Consider the following 20,194-nt stretch of genomic DNA (forward strand, 5'->3'; position numbering starts at 1 on the left):
CCCAGCCTAATGTTGTTTCAGCTGATAACAACAAGGACCGCGTCATGACCACCGCCAGCCCGCGCTCGCTCGCCGAGCGCCTCAAGGGCATCGACCAGATCGAATGCGTCACCCCCGACCTCAACGGCGTTCCGCGCGGCAAGGTGATGACCGCCGAAGGTTTTCTCGAAGGCCGGCGCCTGCAGATGGCGCGCGGAGTCCTGCTGCAATGCATCATGGGGGGGTATCCTCCGGCGAAGTTCTACGGAAGCGACGACGGTGACCTGGCCCTTGCTGCAGACCCGGCTCACATCTATCGTCTGCCTTGGAGCGACGGGGGGCTGGCCTTGGCGATTTGCGACGCCAACGAGCTGAGTGGCAATCCGTCAGGCTTGTCCACGCGCGGTCTGCTAAAAGCAGTCATCGCCCGATACGCTAGCCTGGGCCTGGCGCCGGTAGTGGCGACCGAGCTTGAGTTCTTCGTCTTCGCCGCCAACAGTGACCCGGTTCAGCCCTTCTTGCCGCCGCTTGGCAAGGATGGCTGCCGCGAACTTGGTCACTCGGCGTTCAGCGTCAGCTCCAACCACGGTCTTCGGCCTTTCTTCGCCGAGGTGTACCAGTGCATGGCGGCCATGGGCCTGCCGCGTGACACCTTCATGCACGAGATGGGCGTCAGCCAGTTCGAGATCAACCTGTTGCACGGTGATCCGCTGTTGCTGGCTGACCAGACCTTCCTGTTCAAGCACTTGCTCAAGGAAGTGGCGCTCAAGCATGGCCTGACCGTGGTCTGCATGGCCAAGCCACTGGCCAGGACGCCTGGTAGCTCGATGCACATCCACCAGAGCCTGGTGCAGATCGACACAGGGCGCACTGTGTTCAGCGATGACCAGGGCCAGGCGACCGAAACCTTCTACCACTTCATCGGTGGCTTGCAGGCCTGCCTGGCCGACTTCACCGCGTTGTTCGCGCCCAACGTCAATTCCTATCAGCGCCTGTGCCACCCGTATGCCTCGCCGAACAACGCCTGCTGGTCGCAGGACAACCGCGCCGCGGGCTTGCGCATTCCCGCCAGCGCGCCGGCGGCGCGGCGGGTCGAGAACCGTTTACCAGGTGCGGATGCCAACCCTTACCTGGCTATTGCCGCCAGTCTTGCGGCGGGCCTGCACGGTATCGAGCAGCGCCTGCAGCCGACGCCGGCCATCCAGGGCGAGTTCGAGGTGCCGGAACACCTGAGTCTGCCCTGCACGCTGCACGCTGCGTTGGAGCGCCTCCAGCGCAGTGGGCTGGCGCGGGAGCTGTTCGGGGATGAGTTCATCGAGGGTTACCTGGCCACCAAGACGATGGAGCTGACGGATTTCTTTGATGAGATCACGCCTTGGGAGCGGCGAGTGCTGGCGACACAGGCCTGAACGCGACACAAGCACGACTGGATGCGCCTTTGACCAGGTATTTCACCTTCAAGGGCCTGCGCCGTGGCCGATTTACTTTTATGCTTGCCTGCAACCAACGCCACCTGACCAGGGAGCTAGACGGGACGTATGCGTAACATCTGGAAGCCGTTTCAGTCGCTGTATTTCGCGGCCTTGATGATGCTGATCGGCTCAGGCCTGCTCAGTACCTACCTGGCCCTGCGCCTGGCGGCCGATCATGTCGACAGCCTGTGGGTGGGTGCGCTGATGGCGGCCAACTATTTTGGCCTGGCGGTGGGCGGCAAGGTCGGTCACCGACTGATCGGCAGGGTGGGGCACATTCGTGCCTACGCGACCTGTGCCGGAATCGTAGGTGCGGCGGTATTGGGCCACGGCCTGACCAATTGGCTGCCGGTCTGGGTCGGGCTGAGGATGATCGTCGGCCTGGGCATGATGTGCCAGTACATGGTGATCGAAAGCTGGCTCAACGAGCAGGCGGATGCCAAGCACCGTGGTGCGGTGTTCAGTGGCTACATGATCGCCTCGTACCTGGGGTTGGTACTCGGTCAGTTGATCCTGGTGGTGCACCCGCAGTTGGGGCCTGAGCTGCTGATGCTGGTCGCCATGTGCTTTGCCCTGTGCCTGGTTCCGGTTGCCATGACCCGGCGGATTCACCCGGCGCCGCTGCGCCCGGCACCGATGGAGCCGAAGTTCTTCATCAAGCGGGTACCGCAGTCGCTGAGCACTGTGTTGGGTTCGGGCCTGATCGTCGGTTCGTTCTACGGCCTGGCGCCGCTGTATGCCTCCAGCCAAGGGCTGTCCACCGAACAGATCGGTCTGTTCATGGGTAGCTGCATCTTTGCCGGCCTGCTGGTGCAGTGGCCGTTGGGCTGGCTATCAGATCGCTACGATCGCGCGGTGCTGATCCGCAGCGTCGCCGTGGGGCTTGCGCTGGCTTCGGCACCTTTGGCCTTCCTGCCCAGTGTGCCGCTGGAGTTGCTGTTCGGCATTGGCTTCGTGATTTCTCTGTTGCAGTTCTGCCTGTATCCGTTGGCAGTGGCATTCTCCAATGACCACGTCGAAAGCGAGCGACGGGTTTCATTGACCGCCATGCTGCTGGTCACCTACGGCGTGGGTGCGTGCATAGGGCCCTTGGCAGCGGGGGTGCTCATGAAGGTGCTGGGCGCGCAAATGCTGTACGCCTTCTTCGTGTTCTTCGCGTTGGTACTGGTATGGCGGATCCGACCGAAAGCGGTTACCGGTCTGCATCAGGTGCAGGACGCGCCGCTGGGTCACGTGGCGATGCCGGCGGCGGGCTCGCCGCTGTCGGCGGCACTTGACCCGCGGGTTGACGAACAGACCGTGCAGGACATGATGCAGGCGCCGGTAGCGGCGGAGGATACCGAGGAAGATCAGGCGCCAAGGGCCAATGGCGTCAAGCCTGAGGCAGAGGTGGACCGTTCGGTTTGACGCGGTGAGCAATCCGCAGTGGCCGGTGGGGCCATCGCGGATCGCCTCAGGCAACCGTGATGTTACGCAGTTGGAATCTCAATATCTCGCCGTCCATGTTCCCGGCGTTGAGAAACCAGTGATGCAAATGCGGTTTGTTCCTCGTGTAGACGCTTTTGATGTGTGCCACCCTGTAGCCGTCCTTGTCGCGTAGGTAGAACTCGATGTTCTCGGCGCTCTGGATGTCGCCATCCCATGGCTGTAGCGTTTCGATTTTCCAGATCGTCTGGCGGGTGGGCAGCAGGTTCACAGGATTCAGCGCGTCGATGATCCTTCCTGCCACGTGCGTCCCGTACAGGCCAAGCCAGCCGTTCTTGTTCTGTTGGAGCCTCGCACCTCGATACTCCCAGGTGTCCGCGCACTGGATGCGGTAAAGGGTGCGGTCATGTTTTTCCTCGATGAACACGAATTCGAACGTGATCGGCCTGAAGCTCAGCGTTGCGCCTCGATAATCTTCGGTGCACAGCCAGCCGTCCTGGTCGGCGGCGTAAAGCGGGTGCGCTGCCAGCGGTGTTTCGACAACGCCTACCCGGCCGTGCTGGCAATGTAATTCGGCGGTAAATGTGCGATGCAGCATCGTGTGTCCTCGGCTCGAAGCGTTCTTGGCGCGGTGCGGGACACACTAAACGGTCGGGCTTTGGCCGGTAACCTGGAAACGCTGCAGCAAAGGGGAGCTGCTTGTTAGGCTGCAAGTCATCCGGGCGGAAAAACGAAAACGCCACCCATTGGGTGGCGTTCGCGGAGGAGGCGAGCGATCAATAATCGTCTTTGTCGAACCGGCGCGCTTCACGCTGCAGCTGGTAAACGAAACTTTCGATCTTGCGTTGCGCCTGGCCGTTCAGGTTATGGAAGCGCACGCCCGCGAAAGTGGTGTTGATCCGCTCTTCGAAGTGCAGGTGGCGCAGCTCGACCATGGTATCCACCAGGCCCAGGGGGTTGCCGGACTTGAACCGTTCGTACACTTGGCCCAGCTGCAGGCGCTCGGAAACGTCGCCTTCAAAACGCAGTTTGCAGCCGGTGGCCGAAATATCCAGCAGTTTGCCACGCAGGGCACCGTTACCCTTGAGGTGGGTGCCGTCAAGGATGACGTCGACCAGTTGCGAGAGCTTCAGCGCAGCGCGAAAGGCATTGCGACGCTGGTGGTAGGTCATCTCCCTCGGCAGGCCGCCACGGTAGCAGCGGTGACCATCGACTTCGCTGATTCGCAGCTGATCGTTGCATTCCCAGGCGATGCGCACGCCATCGTGGAAGCCTTCGACGCGGAAGGGTTCGCCGTTCTCGATGAATTTTTCGCCATCGCGCGGGATCATTTCATCCAGGGCCAGGACATCGCTATCGCGGTCCACTTGCACCACGTAACTCTGGAACCGCTGGCTACGCTCATGGAAGGTGATGATCAGAGGATCGTGGCTTTCCTGCAACTGGCGTAGGTTGGCCGCGATCTCCAAAGGCGTGGTCAGCACCTTTGGTGGCTGCGGAGCGTCGGTTTCATTGAACACGGGTTATCAATCTCCAGGCAAAAACGGCACACGCAAGTTACGGCATTTTGCCATTATGTTCCGTGCCTTGATAGAACTAATCACACTTGGCTGAGCGCCCGGGGCTTGTTCATTGGCGAGGTAGTGCCACGGCTGTCATACAGGGACGGAGAGTCGCCACCGTTGAGAATTCGGATCTGGTTGGCCGTGGTGTGTTGTTGCATCTGGATGATACGGCCATTGGTCTCGTTGACCTTCTTGCAGGCATCCAGCAATTGGCCGAGTACATCAAGCTGCTGCATGATGATTTCGCCGTTGGACGATTGTGCGGCCAGGGCTTGCACGCCAGCACGGTCGGGGCTCAGGCCCAGCTGGGTGAGCAACTGGTTGCGTCGCTGCCCCTGCTGCTCCAGCAAGACGATCAAAGACTGCTTACGGGCCAGAATGTGCTCCAGCACCATCATGTCGCGGCCATGCAGGGCCAGCGCTTCCTTTTCAAGAAGCTCGAGCAGCTCCTGAGTGGGGGCGATGTCGTCTTCGATCAGTTGCAGCAGAGTGATATCGTGCATGGCTAACTCTTAGGCCTTTATTAGCGTCCGTGAAGTCAGCGCGCCGTAAGGTTAGCGCTGGGCTTCGAAATCAAGCAGTTTGCTGGCGACCCGGCCGGCATCGACCTGGTAGCTGCCGTCTGCGATCGCCTGTTTCAACTGGGCCACACGGGCGCTGTTGACCTCGGGTTGATCGCGCAGCTTGTCGCTGATCTTCTGCAACTGCTGAGCCTCTTGGCTGAGGTGTACCGCTTCTCCGCTGGCGCTGGCGCTTTTCGGCGCCTCTTGGGTTTCGCCGGTTTTGTCGGCGCTACCGGACGCGGTGTTGCCGCGTACGCCGCCCGTGATGGACGGAGAGTTATTCAAACGACTGAAGTCGATGACCATGATCAGAAACCTCTGGGTATTTGGACGCTTGCCTTGTTTTCGGCCAACCCGAAAGAAACTTTAGGCACAAATGCATAGCCGCCTGGCAGCGCGCTCGCGAACCCGATTTCTGACACAGTTTAGGAAAAGCAGTTCCTCACTGCCAGTCCATTCTACATGGCGACCTCCACCTGCCCTGGGCCTGTGACCCGGGCTTTTACCACGCGTTTGGAGTTCAGGTTGCGGATGCGGATCTGTTCGCCGATGCCGCCTTTGCTGAGCGCTTCGCCTGGCATGCGCACGCTCAGGGTGCCGCTGCGCGCAACGATCACCACGTGGTCGCCCTTGCGCACGACGTCGGCCTGTTCCAGGTGTTGGGGAGTCAAGACCTGGTCGAGCACCGTGGGGCGCAGCACTTTCATCTCAAGCGCCTGGTCGAGTTCGGTGAGAAAGCCTTGGTTCAGCGTTCCGACATCCCGTTCGCGCAGGGCGACGTCACCCTCGCCGACCGTGCTGCCGCGCTTGAGTGGGCGGGTGGCCACCACCACGTCGCGATACAGCCGCACGGTGGCCGGCACGAATACCGTCCAGGGGGCGCTGCCATCGCAGCGTACGCGCACCGTTACCCGGCCCAGCGGCTGGGCCGGGCTTTCCAGCGAAGCGTCCAAGGCCTGGCTGCACAGTGGCATGCGTAGGCGCGGGTCGAGCGAATTGACCTGGATGTCGTAGCGGCCCGCGGTCTGGGTCGTGGCCAGGTAATCCTCAACGGTAAATTCAAGAAACCCTTGGGTGACACCGATAAGCTGTTCAGGCAAGGTGAACGCGTCCGCCAGCGTACGAGCACCGGGTGCCAGCAGGCACAGCGCGGCGAGCGTGCTGCTCAGCAGGCGGGTCAATCGTCGGAAAAATGTCGTTTTCGTGTACATGGCACTCAAAAAAGCAAAGCCCGTGCCGACTCGGTACATAGGCTGACAAGTAAAGGAGTCTGGCATGGCTGGTGTTATGGATTCGGTCAACCAGCGCACGCAACTGGTGGGGCAGAATCGCCTGGAGTTGCTGTTGTTCCGCCTCAACGGCGAGCAACTCTACGGCATCAACGTATTCAAGGTCAGGGAAGTGCTGCAGTGCCCGGAGCTGACCTTGCTGCCCAAGTCCCATCCGGTGGTGCGTGGTGTGGCCAATATTCGCGGGGCGACCATCCCGATCCTCGACTTGTCGATGGCGACCGGTTTGCCCGGCCTTACGGAAGACACGCGCAACAGCTTCGTGATCATCACCGAGTACAACACCAAGACTCAGGGCTTTTTGGTGCACTCGGTGGAGCGCATCGTCAACATGAACTGGGAAGAGATCCATCCGCCACCCAAGGGGACTGGGCGCGATCACTACCTGACGGCGGTCACCCGGGTGGACAACCGCATGGTCGAGATCATCGATGTGGAGAAGGTGCTGGCCGAAGTGGCGCCGTCGTCCGAGTCGGTGTCCGCCGGCGTGGTCGATGCCGAGGTGCAGGACAAGGCCGTGCTGCTTCGGGTGCTTACTGTCGACGACTCGTCGGTGGCGCGCAAGCAGGTCAGTCGTTGCCTGCAGACGGTCGGTGTCGAGGTGGTGGCGCTCAACGATGGTCGTCAGGCCCTGGATTACCTGCGCAAGCTGGTGGACGAGGGCAAGCGACCCGAGGAGGAGTTCCTGATGATGATCTCGGACATTGAAATGCCGGAAATGGATGGCTATACGCTGACTGCGGAGATTCGCAGTGACCCGCGTATGCAAAAGTTGCACATCGTCCTGCATACTTCATTGTCGGGGGTGTTCAACCAGGCCATGGTCAAGAAGGTCGGCGCCGATGACTTCCTGGCCAAATTCAAGCCGGACGACCTTGCCCAGCGCGTGGTCGACCGGATCAAGGCAACGCATTGAAGCAGTTGGGGGGACAGCTCCCGACACCAGTGATTGAAAAGAGGCGGCGTTAGTGTCTACGGGTAATTTGGATTTCGAACAGTTCCGGGTATTCCTGGAGAAAGCCTGTGGCATCCTGCTGGGCGAGAATAAGCAGTATCTGGTCTCCAGCCGTCTCAACAAGCTGATGGAGCAGCAGGGCATCAAGAGCTTGGGCGAGCTGGTCCAGCGTATTCAGACGCAGCCGCGTGGTGGGCTGCGCGAGCAGGTGGTCGATGCCATGACCACCAACGAGACCCTGTGGTTTCGCGACACCTATCCGTTCGAAGTGTTGAAGAACAAGGTGGTTCCGGAGTTCATCAAGAACAATCCGGGTCAGCGTCTGCGCATCTGGTCGGCGGCCTGTTCGTCGGGGCAGGAGCCTTACTCCATCTCCATGGCGCTGGACGAGTTCGAGCGCAGCAACCTCGGACAGTTGAAGATGGGAGCGCAGATCGTCGCCACCGACCTGTCCGGTTCGATGCTGAACAACTGCAAGACGGGTGAGTACGACAGCCTGGCGATTGCCCGTGGTTTGTCCCAGGAGCGGTTGCAGCGTTACTTCGACACCAAGGGGCCAGGGCGTTGGGCGGTGAAGCCGGCCATTCGTAGCCGTGTCGAGTTCCGTTCGTTCAATTTGCTCGACAGCTATGCGGCGCTGGGCAAGTTCGACATCGTGTTTTGCCGCAACGTGCTGATCTACTTCTCGGCGCAGGTGAAGAAAGACATTTTGATGCGCATTCACAGCACCTTGAAACCGGGTGGTTATCTGTTCCTTGGCGCTTCCGAGGCGCTGAACGGGCTGCCGGATCATTACCAGATGGTGCAGTGCAGCCCGGGGATCATCTACCAGGCCAAGTGATCAGGAGGGGGCGGGTGCTTGTCTGTGGGGTGTGGCGCCTGTGAGATCGAGCGCCGCCCGCGCGGCGCATCCCCAGCAAGGTTCGCTCCTACGTTTGTTCACGGCCAATAACGTCTGTGGCAGGCGCGCGCGACCGCCGCAGCGCTCCCGACCAACTCCCATCGCCCCGCCATCTGCCCTCTGACGTCAATTTTTTGTTTTGCCGCTTTTGCCGTCCGGCAATTGCCGCTCAGGCATCTCCAGGCGGAAGCACTTTGCCGCTTTTCTGGCATGCCGGCGCTGCCGGTAACCGCAAAAACCCCGCAAACATGGGCTTCTACAGGTTTGGCACAGCACTTGCTAAAGCTTTGGCAACCACACGCTGGTCAACCTTTGAAGGTTCCCTGACATGAGCATCAGTTTCGACAAGGCGCTTGGCATTCACGAAAAGGCCCTGGGCTTCCGCGCCCAGCGTGCCGAAGTGCTGGCCAACAACATCGCCAACGCCGACACGCCCAACTACAAGGCGCGTGACATGGATTTCTCGTCGGTGCTCGCCGCCGAGAGTCAGAAGCAGCAGAGCGGGCGCTTCGCCATGGAGCGTACCAACAGCCGGCACATCGAGGCCGAAGGTCTGGCCATGGCGGACGATACCCTCCAGTACCGTACGCCTGCGATGCCGTCGATCGACCAGAATACCGTCGACGCCCAGGTAGAGCAGGCCAACTACACGGAAAACGCCATGGGCTTCCAGGCCAGCTTCACCTTGCTCAACAGTAAATTCAAAGGGCTGGTTTCGGCCCTGCGCGGAGAGTAACCATGTCCCTGTCCAGTGTCTTCAACATCGCAGGCTCCGGCATGAGCGCGCAGAACACGCGTCTCAATACCGTGGCCTCCAACATCGCCAACGCCGAGACCGTTTCGTCGAGCATCGACCAGACCTACCGCGCTCGCCACCCGGTGTTCGCCACCACGTTCCAGAACGCGCAGAGTGGCGTCAGCCAGTCGCTGTTCGAAGACCAGGGTGAAGCCGGTCAAGGCGTTCAGGTCAAGGGCATCATCGAAGACCAGAGCAACCTGGAAGCGCGCTACGAGCCCAACCATCCGGCGGCGAACAAGGACGGTTACGTCTACTACCCCAACGTCAACGTGGTCGAGGAGATGGCTGACATGATCTCCGCCAGCCGTGCGTTCCAGACCAACGCCGAACTGATGAACACCGCCAAGAACATGATGCAGAAAGTACTGACCCTGGGTCAGTGATAAGGAATCCAGACCATGGCAGTCGATAGCACCAGTGGTGTGAACCTCAATGACGTCATCGCGGCGTCAGGTGTCACCACCAGCAGCGCCAAGAAGACCACGACTACCAGCGCTGCGACCGGCAACCAGACGTTGGGCAAAGATGCCTTCCTGCAGTTGCTGGTCACCCAGATGCAGAACCAGAACCCGCTGGATCCGCAGGACAACAGCGAGTTCGTCGCACAGTTGGCGCAATTCAGTAGCCTCGAAGGCATCACCTCGTTGAACGAGTCGGTCAGCGCCATCACCAGCGCCATGGCTTCGTCGCAAGCGCTGCAGGCGTCCTCGCTGGTCGGTCGTTCGGTGATCGTGCAGAACGACAAGGCCATCGTCGACACCACTGAGAGCTTCAATGCGCAGTTCGTGGTGCCCCAGGCCATCAGCGAAGCGAAGATCACTATCACCGACAAAGATGGCAACACCGTCAAGACCATCGAGTTGGGCGAGCAGAAGGCCGGTTATGCCGACTTCATCTGGGATGGCACCAACAGCAAGGGCGAGAAGGTCGATCCGGGCACTTACACCTTTACCGCCACTACCACGGTGGACGGCAAGGCGGTGCAGATGAATACCTTGCTGCCAGCCAAGGTCACCAGCGTCAGCTTCAACACCACCGGCGAGATGGTGCTGAACCTGGCGGGTGTCGGCAAGGTTTCGCTGTCCGACGTACAAACCATCGGTATCTAAGGCCGATAGAACGGCAAGAAAAGGAGCAACTACATGTCTTTCAATATCGGCCTTAGCGGTCTGTACGCGGCCAACAAGCAACTGGACGTCACTGGCAACAACATCGCCAACGTCAACACCACCGGCTTTAAATCCTCCCGTGCCGAATTCGCAGACGTATACGCGGGGGCCAACCGCCTGGGCGTGGGCAAGAACCAGGTGGGTAACGGTGTGCGCTTGGCAGCGATCTCCCAGCAGTTCAGCCAGGGCGACGTCAACAACACCGGCAACGTACTGGACATGGGTATCCAAGGCCAGGGCTTCTTCATCCTGTCTGACAACGGCGCGCGTGTGTACACCCGTGCCGGTGCCTTCCAGAACAGCAAGGATAACTACGTGATCACCTCGGACGGCCTGCGCCTGCAAGGCTATGCCGCCGACGAGAACGGCAACATCAAGCGTGGCGTACTGACCGATCTCAAGATCGATACCTCCTCGCTGGCGCCGAAGGCCACCACCCTGATCGACCAGGGCATCAACCTGAACTCCGAGGCGGACATCATTCCGCTGCCGAGCGCCACGCCTGCCGGTCCGGCGTTCGACCCGGCCGACGATACTACCTATACCAAGTCGTTCCCGACCAAGGTGTATGACAGTCAGGGTAACGAGCACACCATGGAGCAGTTCTACCGCAAGACCGGGACGAACCAGTGGACCATGTACACCCTGATCGATGGTCGCAATCCGATGGACCCGACGTCGGCTGCCCCGCTGGAGGCGTCCATGACCTTCAACTCCGACGGTAGCGTGGCGTCGATGGCGACCGACCCTGCCAGCATTCCTGTGGGTGCTCCGGCCGGTGCCCAGTGGGACGTGACCAACAATACCTTCACCCTCAAGGGTTGGATTCCAGCCGCCAAGGATGCTTCGGGTAACTGGGCCTCCAACGGTTCTGCGGAAAACGCTGCGGGCATGCGCCTGTCGATGAACAGCACCACGTCCTACAACACGGAAACCGCGCGCATGTCGCAGTCCCAGGACGGCTACGCCACCGGTATCCTGTCGAGCCTGTCGATCGACTCCACCGGCGTGATGTTCGCAAGCTTCAGCAACCAGCAGTCGCGCGCCATCGGCCAGGTGGCCCTGGCCAGCTTCGCCAACGAACAGGGTCTGCAGCAGATTGGCGGCACTCGCTGGACCGAGACCTACTCCTCGGGTATTCCGGGCATTGACTCGCCGAAGACCGGTACTCTGGGTAGCGTCGAGTCCAACTCGCTGGAAGCCTCGAACGTCAACCTGACGCAAGAGCTGGTCGAGCTGATCAAGGCGCAGAGCAACTACCAGGCGAACGCCAAGACCATCTCCACCGAAAGCACCATCATGCAGACCATCATCCAGATGACCTGATGCTGGATTGAGGGTAGGGGCTGCAGGGCGGCCCCGCTTCATGGAGTTAGCATGAACAAGTGGCTCATTGCGCTGGTCGCCGTTTTTTGCCTTGCCCAGGTCCAGGCTGGCACCGCTTATTGGTGGCGCTGGGAGAGCCAGGCGGATGGCCGGCTGGTCTGTTCGCAATGGTCGCCGGGTGATGGCTGGAAGAAGTTCGCCGGGCCATACACCAATGGTGGCTGCAGGGAGCCATAGCGCCACTTGGGATCTTGCCGGCGACGAGGTCTTAACAAGCCATCGTCTTTGCCGCCAGCGGCAACCCGGCGCCGGATAACCGACGTCAGTGCCGGTCGCCAGCCCCTCGAAAGCCCGTATTCACGGGCTTTTTCACGATTTAAGAAAGTTGGTTCGGAACTTGCTTTAAAGCCTGCACAGCAACGGCGAGCGGCAAATGATCGCCAGTGCAGCGGAGGATGACTGTGGACAAGATGCTTTACGTGGCCATGACCGGCGCCAGCCAGAACGCGCTGGCGCAGAAGGCCCATGCCAACAACCTGGCGAACGTTTCCACCAACGGTTTCCAGCGTGACCTGGAGCAGGCGCGCTCGATGCCGGTGTTCGGTGACAGCTTTCCGGCGCGTGCGTTCGCGATGACCGAGCGTCCCGCGACCGACTTCAGCGAAGGACCGATGGTCGAGACTGGGCGTGAACTGGACGTGGCAGTCGCGGGGCAGGGCTTCATCGCCGTGCAGGCGCCAGATGGCAGCGAGGCTTACGTGCGCACCGGCAGCCTGAACATCGATGCGCTGGGCGTGCTGCGCGCCGGCAACGGTATGCCGGTGATCGGCAACGGTGGTCCAATCGCCATTCCGCCAGAGCAGAAGGTGGAAGTGGGCGCCGACGGCACCATCAGTATCCGTGCCATGGGTGAAGACCCCCGGGTGATGGCCGAGGTCGATCGCATCAAACTGGTCAACCCCGACACCAAGGGCCTGACCAAAGGCCTGGATGGCTTGATCCACACCCAGAATGGCCAGCCGGCCGACGCCGACGTCAATGTGCGCGTGGTGTCCGGTTTCCTGGAGGGCAGCAATGTCAATGCCGTCGAAGAAATGACTTCGGTGCTCGCGCTGTCCCGTCAATTCGAACTGCACGTCAAGATGATGAACGCGGCCAAGGAAGGCGATGAAGCCATGGCGCGTGTTTTGCAAATCGGCTAATCACATTTGAAAGGGTGCCGTAAAACAGGCGCACGAGGAGAACACTGATGCTTCCGGCTCTTTGGGTCGCTAAAACCGGCCTGTCCGCCCAGGACACCAACCTGACCGTCATTTCCAACAACCTGGCCAACGTCTCGACCACCGGCTTCAAGCGTGATCGCGCCGAGTTCCAGGACTTGCTCTACCAGATCAAGCGTCAGCCGGGCGCGCAGTCCACCCAGGACAGCGAACTGCCGTCGGGTCTGCAGGTCGGTACCGGTGTGCGCATCGTCGGCACCCAGAAGAACTTCCAGACCGGTAGTCTGCAGACCACCGAGAACCCGTTGGACATCGCCGTCAACGGGCGTGGTTTCTTCCAGATCCTGCAACCCGATGGCACCGTTTCCTATACCCGTGACGGTACCTTCCACCTGAACTCCGATGGTCAGGTCGTCAACGCCGATGGCCTGGCGCTGGAGCCGGCCATCGTCGTGCCAAACGACGCCCAGACCTTCACCGTCGGCCAGGACGGCACCGTGTCGATCACCACCGCCGGCAACCCGGCCGCCCAGGTCATCGGCAACATTCAGACCGCTGACTTCATCAACCCGGCCGGCCTGCAGGCGATGGGCAACAACCTGTTCCTGGAGACCGCCGCCAGTGGCGCCCCACAGGTGGGTACCCCAGGCCTGAACGGTTTCGGTACCACCTTGCAGCAGACCTTGGAGAACTCCAACGTCAGCACCGTGGAAGAGCTGGTGAACATGATCACCACCCAGCGCGCCTACGAGATGAACTCCAAGGTCATCTCCACTGCCGACCAGATGCTGTCGTTCGTCACTCAGCAGCTGTAACGCCGGCTTCTGGTTCCTAGCTCCTAGTTCAGTTGCAGCATGAGGTAAGTGTCATGAATCGTTTGTTGTCCGTTTTCGCCCTGGGGGGGGCGGTGTTGATGGCAGGTTGTGTCGCTCCGACACCCAAGCCCAACGACCCGTACTACGCGCCGGTCCTGCCGCGCACCCCGTTGCCGGCAGCGGCCAACAACGGTTCGATCTACCAGGCGGGCTTCGATCAGAACCTGTACAGCGACCGCAAGGCGTTCCGGGTCGGTGACATCATCACCATCACCCTCAACGAACGCACCTCGGCCAGCAAGAACGCAGGTTCCCAGATTCAGAAGAACAGCAATGCCAACATTGGCCTGACCTCGCTGTTCGGGACCACGCCCAATACCAACAACCCGTTCGGTGGTGGCGACCTTTCCCTCGAGGCGGGCTACAGCGGTGAGCGTGCCACCAAGGGCGATAGCAAGGCCACCCAGGGCAACACCCTGACCGGTTCGATCACTGTCACGGTCGCCGACGTGCTGCCCAATGGCATCATCGCCGTGCGCGGCGAGAAGTGGATGACCCTGAACACCGGCGAGGAACTGGTGCGCATTGCGGGCTTGGTCCGTGCTGACGATATCGCCACCGACAACACCGTGCCGTCGACCCGTGTGGCCGATGCGCGCATCACCTATTCGGGCACCGGCTCCTTCGCCGATGCCAGTCAGCCGGGCTGGCTGGATCGCTTCTTCGTCAGCCCGCTCTGGCCCTTCTGAGTGCGGATGACCATGTTCAACGTAAGGCAGCTGCTTGCCGCGACCCTGCTTCTGTCCTGCACCTTCGGTGCCCATGCCGAACGCCTGAAGGATATCGCCAGCATTTCTGGCGTGCGCTCCAACCAGTTGATCGGCTACGGCCTGGTGGTGGGGCTCAACGGTACGGGTGACCAGACCACCCAGACCCCGTTCACCCTGCAGACCTTCAACAACATGCTGTCGCAGTTCGGCATCAAGGTGCCGGCCGGTTCCGGCAACGTACAGCTCAAGAACGTTGCCGCGGTGTCGGTGCATGCCGACCTGCCGGCCTTCGCCAAGCCCGGCCAGGTAGTGGATATCACCGTCTCGTCCATTGGTAACTCCAAGAGCCTGCGTGGCGGAAGCCTGTTGATGACGCCGCTCAAGGGTATCGACGGCAACGTCTATGCCGTCGCCCAGGGCAATCTGGTGGTGGGCGGTTTCGATGCCGAAGGGCGTGATGGTTCGAAGATTACCGTCAACGTTCCGTCGGCCGGCCGTATTCCTGGTGGTGCTACCGTCGAGCGGGCGGTACCCAGTGGTTTCAACCAGGGCAACAGCCTTACCTTGAACCTCAATCGCCCGGACTTCACCACGGCCAAGCACATCGTCGACAAGGTCAACGACCTGCTCGGCCCAGGCGTGGCCCAGGCAATCGATGGCGGCTCGGTGCGGGTCACCGCGCCGATGGACCCGAGCCAGCGTGTCGATTACCTGTCGATTCTAGAGAACCTTGAGATCGACCCAGGCCAGGCCGTGGCCAAGGTCATCATCAATTCGCGTACCGGTACCATCGTCATCGGCCAGAACGTGAAGGTTTCACCTGCCGCCGTGACCCACGGCAGCCTCACCGTGACCATTACCGAAGACCCGATCGTCAGTCAGCCGGGGCCGTTCTCCAATGGCCAGACTGCCGTTGTGCCGCGCTCGAAAGTCAATGCGCAGCAGGAAGCCAAGCCGATGTTCAAGTTCGGCCCGGGTACCACGCTGGATGAAATCGTGCGTGCAGTGAATCAGGTGGGCGCTGCGCCCAGCGACCTGATGGCCATCCTCGAAGCACTGAAGCAGGCCGGCGCCTTGCAAGCCGACCTGATCGTCATCTGAGGACGCCGACTGATGAATACCAAAGTTTCCAGCGGTGCCGACAGCGGTGCGTACACCGACCTCAATCGTCTCAATTCGCTCAAGCATGGCGATCGTGACAGCGACGCCAACGTGCGCAAGGTGGCCCAGGAGTTCGAGTCGCTGTTCATCAGTGAGATGCTCAAAGCCTCGCGCAAGGCCAGCGATGTGCTGGCCGACGACAACCCGATGAATTCCGAGACGGTCAAGCAGTACCGTGACATGTACGACCAGCAGTTGGCCGTGAGCATGTCCCGCGAGGGTGGAGGTATCGGCCTGCAGGACGTGCTGGTTCGCCAGTTGTCGAAGAACAAGGCCGCGCCGGCCAACACCAGCCCATTCCCGCGCATCGACGGCCACGCCCCGGCCTTGTGGGGCAACAAAGTGGCCGAGCCTGTGCACGCGACCCAGTCGACCGCCACGCGCAATGATGTGGCCGCGCTCAATTCGCGGCGCCTGGCGCTACCGAGCAAGCTCACCGATCGCCTGCTGGCCGGTATCGTGCCATCGGCAGGCAACGCCGCGGCAACCACCAATACCGCTGCGGTGCCACCCCGTGAAGGGCAGGTGGTAGCAGGTGCTGCGCAGACCTTCGCCGCGCCCGAGCGTGGCATGCGCATCCTGGGCCGCGCTGTGGCGCAGCCGCCGCTTGCGCCGAAAAAAGCCTTCGCCGACAGCGACGCCTTCGTCGCCACCATGCTGCCGATGGCCGAGCAGGCTGCCAAGCGCATTGGCGTCGACCCCCGTTACCTGGTCGCCCAGGCAGCCTTGGAAACCGGTTGGGGCAAATCGGTCATGCGCAACAGTGACGGCACCAGCAGCCATAACCTGTTCGGCATCAAGGCGACCGGCAACTGGGAAGGTGGCGAGGCGAGGGCGATCACCAGCGAGTTCCGTGACGGCAAGTTCGTCAAGGAGACGGCAGCGTTCCGTTCCTACGACTCTTACCAGGACAGTTTCCATGATCTGGTCAGCTTGTTGCAGAACAATTCCCGCTATCAAGAAGCGGTGAAGTCTGCCGATAAGCCAGAACAGTTCGTGCGAGAGCTGCAGAAGGCCGGTTACGCCACCGACCCGGAATACGCCAGCAAGATCTCGCAGATCGCAAGACAGATGAAGTCGTACGAGAGCTATGCATCGCTCGGTAACACAACGAAACTTTAAGGGCAGGAAACCATGGCGAGTTTGATCAATATTGGCATGTCGGGGCTGTCGGCCTCCCAGGCGGGCCTGCATACCACCGGTAACAACATCGCCAACGCCGATGTCGCCGGCTACTCTCGCCAGCAGAATGTTCAGCGGTCCAAGGGTTCGCTCCAGGAAGGCCAGGTGTTCATGGGCACCGGGACAACACTGGCGGACGTGCGCCGGGTGTACAACGCCTTCCTCGATGCGCAACTGCAGACCGCCACGTCGCTCAACAGCGACAGCACTGCCTACCTGAATCAGGTCACGCCGCTCAACAACCTGTTGTCCGACAGCAACACCGGTATTACCGGAGCGCTGACCAACTTCTTCTCCGCCCTGCAGAGCGCTGCCAACAAGCCGACCGAAGACGCTTCCCGCCAGCTGTTGCTGAGCAATGCCGACGCGCTCGCCAACCGCTTCAACAGCCTGGCCGCGCAGTTCAAGGAGCAGAATACCAACATCAACGGCAGCCTCAGCTCGATGACGGCGCGGATCAACGAGCTGACCTCCAGCATTGCCCAGTACAACGAGCAGATTTCCAAGGTCTCGGCGGTCACCGGCCAGCCGAACGACCTGCTCGACCAGCGTAACGAAGCCGTCCGCCAGCTCAACGAATTGGTGGGTGTGCAAGCTGTCGAGCGTGACGGCAGCATCGACGTTTACCTGAAGAACGGCCAGTCGCTGGTGTTGGGCAAGACCACCAACAAGATGAGCGCCGAGCCAAGCGCCACCGACCCGACCCAGTATTCGATCAAGCTCGACCGTGGTAGCACCACCATGGACGTCACCAGTAGCATCACGGGCGGCGAAATGGGCGGTCTGCTGCGTTATCGCAGCGAGACCCTGGCGCCGGCCATGAACGAACTGGGCCGCATCGCGCTGGTGGTGTCGCAGCAAATCAACTCGCAGCTCGGCCAGGGTATCGACAAGAACGGAGAGTTCGGTGCCGCGCTGTTCAACGACCTGAACAGCGACAAGGCGATGTCCGCACGCAGCACGCCCAAGGTGGGCAACTCGGGCTCCGCCGACCTGAACGTGGTCATCCGCGATACTGGCAAGCTGAGCACCAGCGATTACCAGGTGACCTTCGTCGGGCCGACCGCCGACAAGTACCAGGTCAAGAAGCTGCCCGATGGCACCGACATGGGCACCTACAGCACCAACGACGACCCGGCCCCTGTGATCGATGGCTTCAGCATCGACCTCAAGAGCGGTACCGCGGCGGTGGGCGATAGCTTCAAGATCACCCCGACCCGCAATGCTGCGGCGGAAATCGACGTGGTGCTTACCGACGCCAAGCGCCTGGCCCTGGCCGCGCCGCTGACCGCGACGTCCGGTAGCGGCAATACCGGTACCGGTGTGATCGCCCAACCTGTCCTGACCTCGGTGCTGGATATCGCCGACCCGACCCAGCGCCTTGAGTTGCAGACCGGCATCAAGTATTCCACGCCGGTGCGCCTGGTGTTCGGTGATGAAACCACCTCGCCGCAAACCTATGAAGCGTTCGATGCCAAGGGCAACAGCATCGGCACCGGCACCTTCGTTCCGGGGCAGAACAACACCCTGAAGTTCGATGTGCCGATGATCGACTCCGCGGGCAACCCGATCACCGACGGCAGTGGTGTGCAGAAAACCTTCAGCTTCGAGATGGATGTCGCCGGTTCGCCCAAGCAAGGCGACAGCTACACCGTCTCGCTGACCGGCGCAGGTTCTTCGGACAACCGCAATGCGCTGTCCCTGCAGGAGCTGCAGACCAAGCAGACCATGGACATCGGTTCGACCAAGGGCATCAGCATCACCGACGCCTACGGCAAACTGGTGGAAAGCGTCGGTGCCCAGGCCAAGCAAGGCCAGATGGACAGCGAGGCAACCGGTGTCATCCTGACCCAGGCGACCGGTGCCCGTGATTCCTTGTCTGGTGTGCAGCTCGACGAAGAGGCCGGCAACCTGGTCAAGTACCAGCAGTACTACACGGCCTCTTCGCAGATCATCAAAGCTGCTCAGGAAATCTTCAACACCTTGATCGCCGCGCTTTAAGGAGTATTGATCCATGCGTATTTCCACGGCCCAGTTCTACCAGTCCAGCGCGGCGAACTACCAGCGCAACTATGCCAACCTGATCAAGACCAACGAGGAGGCCAGCTCCTTCGTTCGAGTCAACACCGCCGCCGATGACCCGGTGGGTGCCGCACGTCTGCTGCAACTGGGCAACCAGGCGGACATGCTGGCGCAGTACAAGACCAACGCGACCAACATCACCAACTCGTTGAACCAGGCCGAAACCACGCTCAACTCGATCAACACGATCCTGACGCGGGTCAACGAGCTGGCGCTCGAGTCGGGGAACGCCGGCTACACCGATACCGAGCGCAAGGCCAAGGCAGCAGAGCTGAGTCAGCTGGAAGACCAGCTGTTGAGTTTGATGAACAGCCGTGACGAGAACGGTCAGTACCTGTTCGCTGGCTCCAAGACCGACACCGCGCCATTCGTACGCAATGCCGATGGCACCTACAGCTACCAGGGCGACCAGACCCAGCTTGAACTGCAGGTCGGCGACATGCTCAAGATGGCTGGCAACAGCACCGGCTACAGCGTGTTCGAACAGGCGCTCAATACCAGTCGTACCCAGACCACCATGACCAACCCGGTGGTGGATGATGGGCGTGTGAAGCTGTCCAACGGCCAGGTGTCCGGCAGCGTGACCTACAATGACCGTTTCCGTAGCGGCCAGCCGTATACCATCACCATGCTCAGCAGTACGCAGTACAGCATCACTGACAGTCTGGGCAACGACGTGACCGCCGAAGCCACGCAGGGCGGCACCTTCGATCCGAACACCGCAGGTGGTTCGATGATCAGCTTCCGTGGGGTCGACTTGCGCCTGAACATCAATCTTCAGGACGGCGACGTTCCGGACACGGCGGTGGCGGGTCATACCTTCACCTTGCAGAGCAAGCCTGACACCATCACGGCCACTCGCAGCCCGGGCAACTCTTCCAGCGCCCAGGTGTCTTCCGTCAGCGTCACCGACCCGGCCAAGTACCAGGCCATGTTCCCCAGCGGCGGTGCGGTGATCAAGTTCACCAGCGCCACGGATTTCGAGCTGTATGCCCAGCCGCTGACCGCCGACAGCCGCCCGGTGGCCAGTGGCACCATGGCGGGTAACGTCGCCTCGGCCGCGGGGGTCGATTTCACCTTCACCACGACGCCGCCGCAGCAGTCCGGCGACCAGTACATGGTGAATGTCGACAACCACCAGACCCAGAACGTGCTGGACACCGTTGCCCAGCTGCGCACGGCCTTGAGCAAGCCGATCGACGGCGACAACGCGGCCTACCAGCAACTGCGTGCCGACCTGGACTCGGCCATTGCCAACATCCAGAGTGGTCAGGATCAGCTGAACCGCTCGGTCACCGATATCGGTGCGCGGGGCAAGGCGCTGGAAATCCAGCAGAACACCAACGAGAGCCTGGGTATCGCCAATACCACCACGCAATCGTCGATCCGCGATTCCGACCCTGCCACCGTGCTGGTTCGCCTGACCCAACAGAAGACCATGCTCGAAGCGTCCCAGGCAGCCTTCGCGCGTATCAGCCAACTGAGCCTGTTCAACGCCATCGGTTGATCAAGCCCGCTGCC

General features: G+C 61.2%; 21 protein-coding genes. 16 read left to right on the forward strand and 5 right to left on the reverse strand.

All coding sequences use genetic code 11. The features are described 5' to 3' along the window. The first annotated feature begins 146 nt into the window (after positions 1-146). The gene (locus C4Q26_RS19530; RefSeq protein ID WP_177429863.1) at positions 147-1,388 is read left to right on the forward strand and encodes a glutamine synthetase family protein; all 1,242 of its coding nucleotides are present in this window, start codon (positions 147-149) and stop codon (positions 1,386-1,388) included. A gap of 129 nt (positions 1,389-1,517) precedes the next feature. Further along, entirely contained in the window at positions 1,518-2,858 is a 1,341-nt protein-coding gene (locus tag C4Q26_RS19535) for an MFS transporter (RefSeq protein ID WP_023381575.1), read from the forward strand. Between the two features lie 46 nt (positions 2,859-2,904). On the opposite strand, the gene C4Q26_RS19540 is transcribed toward C4Q26_RS19535, so the two are convergent. The 5 genes from C4Q26_RS19540 to flgA all read right to left on the reverse strand — a co-directional run bounded on the left by C4Q26_RS19540 (position 2,905) and on the right by flgA (position 6,215). Further along, positions 2,905-3,474: a hypothetical protein gene (locus C4Q26_RS19540; protein ID WP_023381574.1), complete on the reverse strand. Its 570-nt coding sequence runs from the start codon at positions 3,472-3,474 to the stop codon at positions 2,905-2,907. 178 nt (positions 3,475-3,652) lie between these two features. Beyond that, positions 3,653-4,396, reverse strand: a complete 744-nt coding sequence (locus C4Q26_RS19545; RefSeq protein ID WP_023381573.1) for a flagellar brake protein — start codon at positions 4,394-4,396, stop codon at positions 3,653-3,655. A gap of 80 nt (positions 4,397-4,476) precedes the next feature. After that, positions 4,477-4,944, reverse strand: a complete 468-nt coding sequence (locus C4Q26_RS19550; protein WP_023381572.1) for a flagella synthesis protein FlgN — start codon at positions 4,942-4,944, stop codon at positions 4,477-4,479. 51 nt (positions 4,945-4,995) lie between these two features. Next, the gene (gene flgM / locus C4Q26_RS19555; protein WP_023381571.1) at positions 4,996-5,310 is read right to left on the reverse strand and encodes a flagellar biosynthesis anti-sigma factor FlgM; all 315 of its coding nucleotides are present in this window, start codon (positions 5,308-5,310) and stop codon (positions 4,996-4,998) included. Positions 5,311-5,462: 152 nt separating this feature from the next. Beyond that, complete coding sequence (flgA, locus tag C4Q26_RS19560) at positions 5,463-6,215, reverse strand: flagellar basal body P-ring formation chaperone FlgA (RefSeq protein ID WP_023381570.1); 753 nt, start codon at positions 6,213-6,215, stop codon at positions 5,463-5,465. A 64-nt stretch (positions 6,216-6,279) separates the two neighbouring features. Here flgA and C4Q26_RS19565 point away from each other — a divergent pair, with 64 nt between their 5' ends. The 14 genes from C4Q26_RS19565 to C4Q26_RS19630 all read left to right on the forward strand — a co-directional run bounded on the left by C4Q26_RS19565 (position 6,280) and on the right by C4Q26_RS19630 (position 20,180). Then, positions 6,280-7,209 carry a chemotaxis protein CheV gene (locus tag C4Q26_RS19565; RefSeq protein ID WP_023381569.1) on the forward strand — a complete coding sequence of 310 codons (930 nt, stop codon included), beginning with the start codon at positions 6,280-6,282 and terminating at the stop codon, positions 7,207-7,209. A 52-nt stretch (positions 7,210-7,261) separates the two neighbouring features. Then, positions 7,262-8,089, forward strand: a complete 828-nt coding sequence (gene cheR / locus C4Q26_RS19570; protein WP_023381568.1) for a protein-glutamate O-methyltransferase CheR — start codon at positions 7,262-7,264, stop codon at positions 8,087-8,089. Positions 8,090-8,477: 388 nt separating this feature from the next. Next, a complete protein-coding gene (gene flgB / locus C4Q26_RS19575; RefSeq protein ID WP_023381567.1) occupies positions 8,478-8,885 on the forward strand; it encodes a flagellar basal body rod protein FlgB in 408 nt (135 codons plus the stop codon). Between the two features lie 2 nt (positions 8,886-8,887). Then, positions 8,888-9,331, forward strand: a complete 444-nt coding sequence (gene flgC, locus C4Q26_RS19580; RefSeq protein ID WP_023381566.1) for a flagellar basal body rod protein FlgC — start codon at positions 8,888-8,890, stop codon at positions 9,329-9,331. Positions 9,332-9,346: 15 nt separating this feature from the next. Further along, positions 9,347-10,057, forward strand: coding sequence for a flagellar hook assembly protein FlgD (flgD, locus tag C4Q26_RS19585; protein ID WP_023381565.1), 711 nt, complete (start codon positions 9,347-9,349; stop codon positions 10,055-10,057). A 33-nt stretch (positions 10,058-10,090) separates the two neighbouring features. Continuing rightward, the gene (flgE, locus tag C4Q26_RS19590) at positions 10,091-11,443 is read left to right on the forward strand and encodes a flagellar hook protein FlgE (RefSeq protein WP_023381564.1); all 1,353 of its coding nucleotides are present in this window, start codon (positions 10,091-10,093) and stop codon (positions 11,441-11,443) included. A 51-nt stretch (positions 11,444-11,494) separates the two neighbouring features. After that, complete coding sequence (locus C4Q26_RS19595; protein WP_104881393.1) at positions 11,495-11,680, forward strand: hypothetical protein; 186 nt, start codon at positions 11,495-11,497, stop codon at positions 11,678-11,680. 224 nt (positions 11,681-11,904) lie between these two features. Then, a complete protein-coding gene (gene flgF / locus C4Q26_RS19600) occupies positions 11,905-12,645 on the forward strand; it encodes a flagellar basal-body rod protein FlgF (protein WP_023381562.1) in 741 nt (246 codons plus the stop codon). A gap of 47 nt (positions 12,646-12,692) precedes the next feature. Beyond that, a complete protein-coding gene (gene flgG / locus C4Q26_RS19605; RefSeq protein ID WP_023381561.1) occupies positions 12,693-13,478 on the forward strand; it encodes a flagellar basal-body rod protein FlgG in 786 nt (261 codons plus the stop codon). 53 nt (positions 13,479-13,531) lie between these two features. Beyond that, complete coding sequence (gene flgH, locus C4Q26_RS19610; RefSeq protein ID WP_023381560.1) at positions 13,532-14,227, forward strand: flagellar basal body L-ring protein FlgH; 696 nt, start codon at positions 13,532-13,534, stop codon at positions 14,225-14,227. 12 nt (positions 14,228-14,239) lie between these two features. Beyond that, a complete protein-coding gene (locus C4Q26_RS19615) occupies positions 14,240-15,349 on the forward strand; it encodes a flagellar basal body P-ring protein FlgI (protein WP_027908229.1) in 1,110 nt (369 codons plus the stop codon). A gap of 12 nt (positions 15,350-15,361) precedes the next feature. Beyond that, entirely contained in the window at positions 15,362-16,531 is a 1,170-nt protein-coding gene (gene flgJ, locus C4Q26_RS19620) for a flagellar assembly peptidoglycan hydrolase FlgJ (RefSeq protein WP_023381558.1), read from the forward strand. A 12-nt stretch (positions 16,532-16,543) separates the two neighbouring features. Continuing rightward, the gene (flgK, locus tag C4Q26_RS19625; RefSeq protein WP_023381557.1) at positions 16,544-18,592 is read left to right on the forward strand and encodes a flagellar hook-associated protein FlgK; all 2,049 of its coding nucleotides are present in this window, start codon (positions 16,544-16,546) and stop codon (positions 18,590-18,592) included. Positions 18,593-18,605: 13 nt separating this feature from the next. Further along, positions 18,606-20,180 (forward strand): flagellar hook-associated protein 3, encoded by a 1,575-nt coding sequence (locus tag C4Q26_RS19630; RefSeq protein WP_023381556.1) that lies wholly within the window; start codon positions 18,606-18,608, stop codon positions 20,178-20,180. Positions 20,181-20,194 lie beyond the last annotated feature (14 nt).

Source organism: Pseudomonas sp. SWI44, from assembly GCF_002947915.1.
GTDB lineage: Bacteria > Pseudomonadota > Gammaproteobacteria > Pseudomonadales > Pseudomonadaceae > Aquipseudomonas > Aquipseudomonas taiwanensis.

Excerpts from the sequence above, each read along its gene's own strand:
- C4Q26_RS19530 (WP_177429863.1), top strand. The coding sequence starts at position 147 with ATGACCGCCGAAGGTTTTCTCGAAGGCCGGCGCCTGCAGATGGCGCGC.
- C4Q26_RS19535 (WP_023381575.1), top strand. The coding sequence starts at position 1,518 with ATGCGTAACATCTGGAAGCCGTTTCAGTCGCTGTATTTCGCGGCCTTG.
- C4Q26_RS19540 (WP_023381574.1), bottom strand. The coding sequence starts at position 3,474 with ATGCTGCATCGCACATTTACCGCCGAATTACATTGCCAGCACGGCCGG.
- C4Q26_RS19550 (WP_023381572.1), bottom strand. The coding sequence starts at position 4,944 with ATGCACGATATCACTCTGCTGCAACTGATCGAAGACGACATCGCCCCC.
- flgM (WP_023381571.1), bottom strand. The coding sequence starts at position 5,310 with ATGGTCATCGACTTCAGTCGTTTGAATAACTCTCCGTCCATCACGGGC.
- flgA (WP_023381570.1), bottom strand. The coding sequence starts at position 6,215 with ATGTACACGAAAACGACATTTTTCCGACGATTGACCCGCCTGCTGAGC.
- C4Q26_RS19565 (WP_023381569.1), top strand. The coding sequence starts at position 6,280 with ATGGCTGGTGTTATGGATTCGGTCAACCAGCGCACGCAACTGGTGGGG.
- flgB (WP_023381567.1), top strand. The coding sequence starts at position 8,478 with ATGAGCATCAGTTTCGACAAGGCGCTTGGCATTCACGAAAAGGCCCTG.
- flgC (WP_023381566.1), top strand. The coding sequence starts at position 8,888 with ATGTCCCTGTCCAGTGTCTTCAACATCGCAGGCTCCGGCATGAGCGCG.
- flgD (WP_023381565.1), top strand. The coding sequence starts at position 9,347 with ATGGCAGTCGATAGCACCAGTGGTGTGAACCTCAATGACGTCATCGCG.
- flgE (WP_023381564.1), top strand. The coding sequence starts at position 10,091 with ATGTCTTTCAATATCGGCCTTAGCGGTCTGTACGCGGCCAACAAGCAA.
- C4Q26_RS19595 (WP_104881393.1), top strand. The coding sequence starts at position 11,495 with ATGAACAAGTGGCTCATTGCGCTGGTCGCCGTTTTTTGCCTTGCCCAG.
- flgG (WP_023381561.1), top strand. The coding sequence starts at position 12,693 with ATGCTTCCGGCTCTTTGGGTCGCTAAAACCGGCCTGTCCGCCCAGGAC.
- flgH (WP_023381560.1), top strand. The coding sequence starts at position 13,532 with ATGAATCGTTTGTTGTCCGTTTTCGCCCTGGGGGGGGCGGTGTTGATG.
- C4Q26_RS19615 (WP_027908229.1), top strand. The coding sequence starts at position 14,240 with ATGTTCAACGTAAGGCAGCTGCTTGCCGCGACCCTGCTTCTGTCCTGC.
- flgJ (WP_023381558.1), top strand. The coding sequence starts at position 15,362 with ATGAATACCAAAGTTTCCAGCGGTGCCGACAGCGGTGCGTACACCGAC.
- flgK (WP_023381557.1), top strand. The coding sequence starts at position 16,544 with ATGGCGAGTTTGATCAATATTGGCATGTCGGGGCTGTCGGCCTCCCAG.
- C4Q26_RS19630 (WP_023381556.1), top strand. The coding sequence starts at position 18,606 with ATGCGTATTTCCACGGCCCAGTTCTACCAGTCCAGCGCGGCGAACTAC.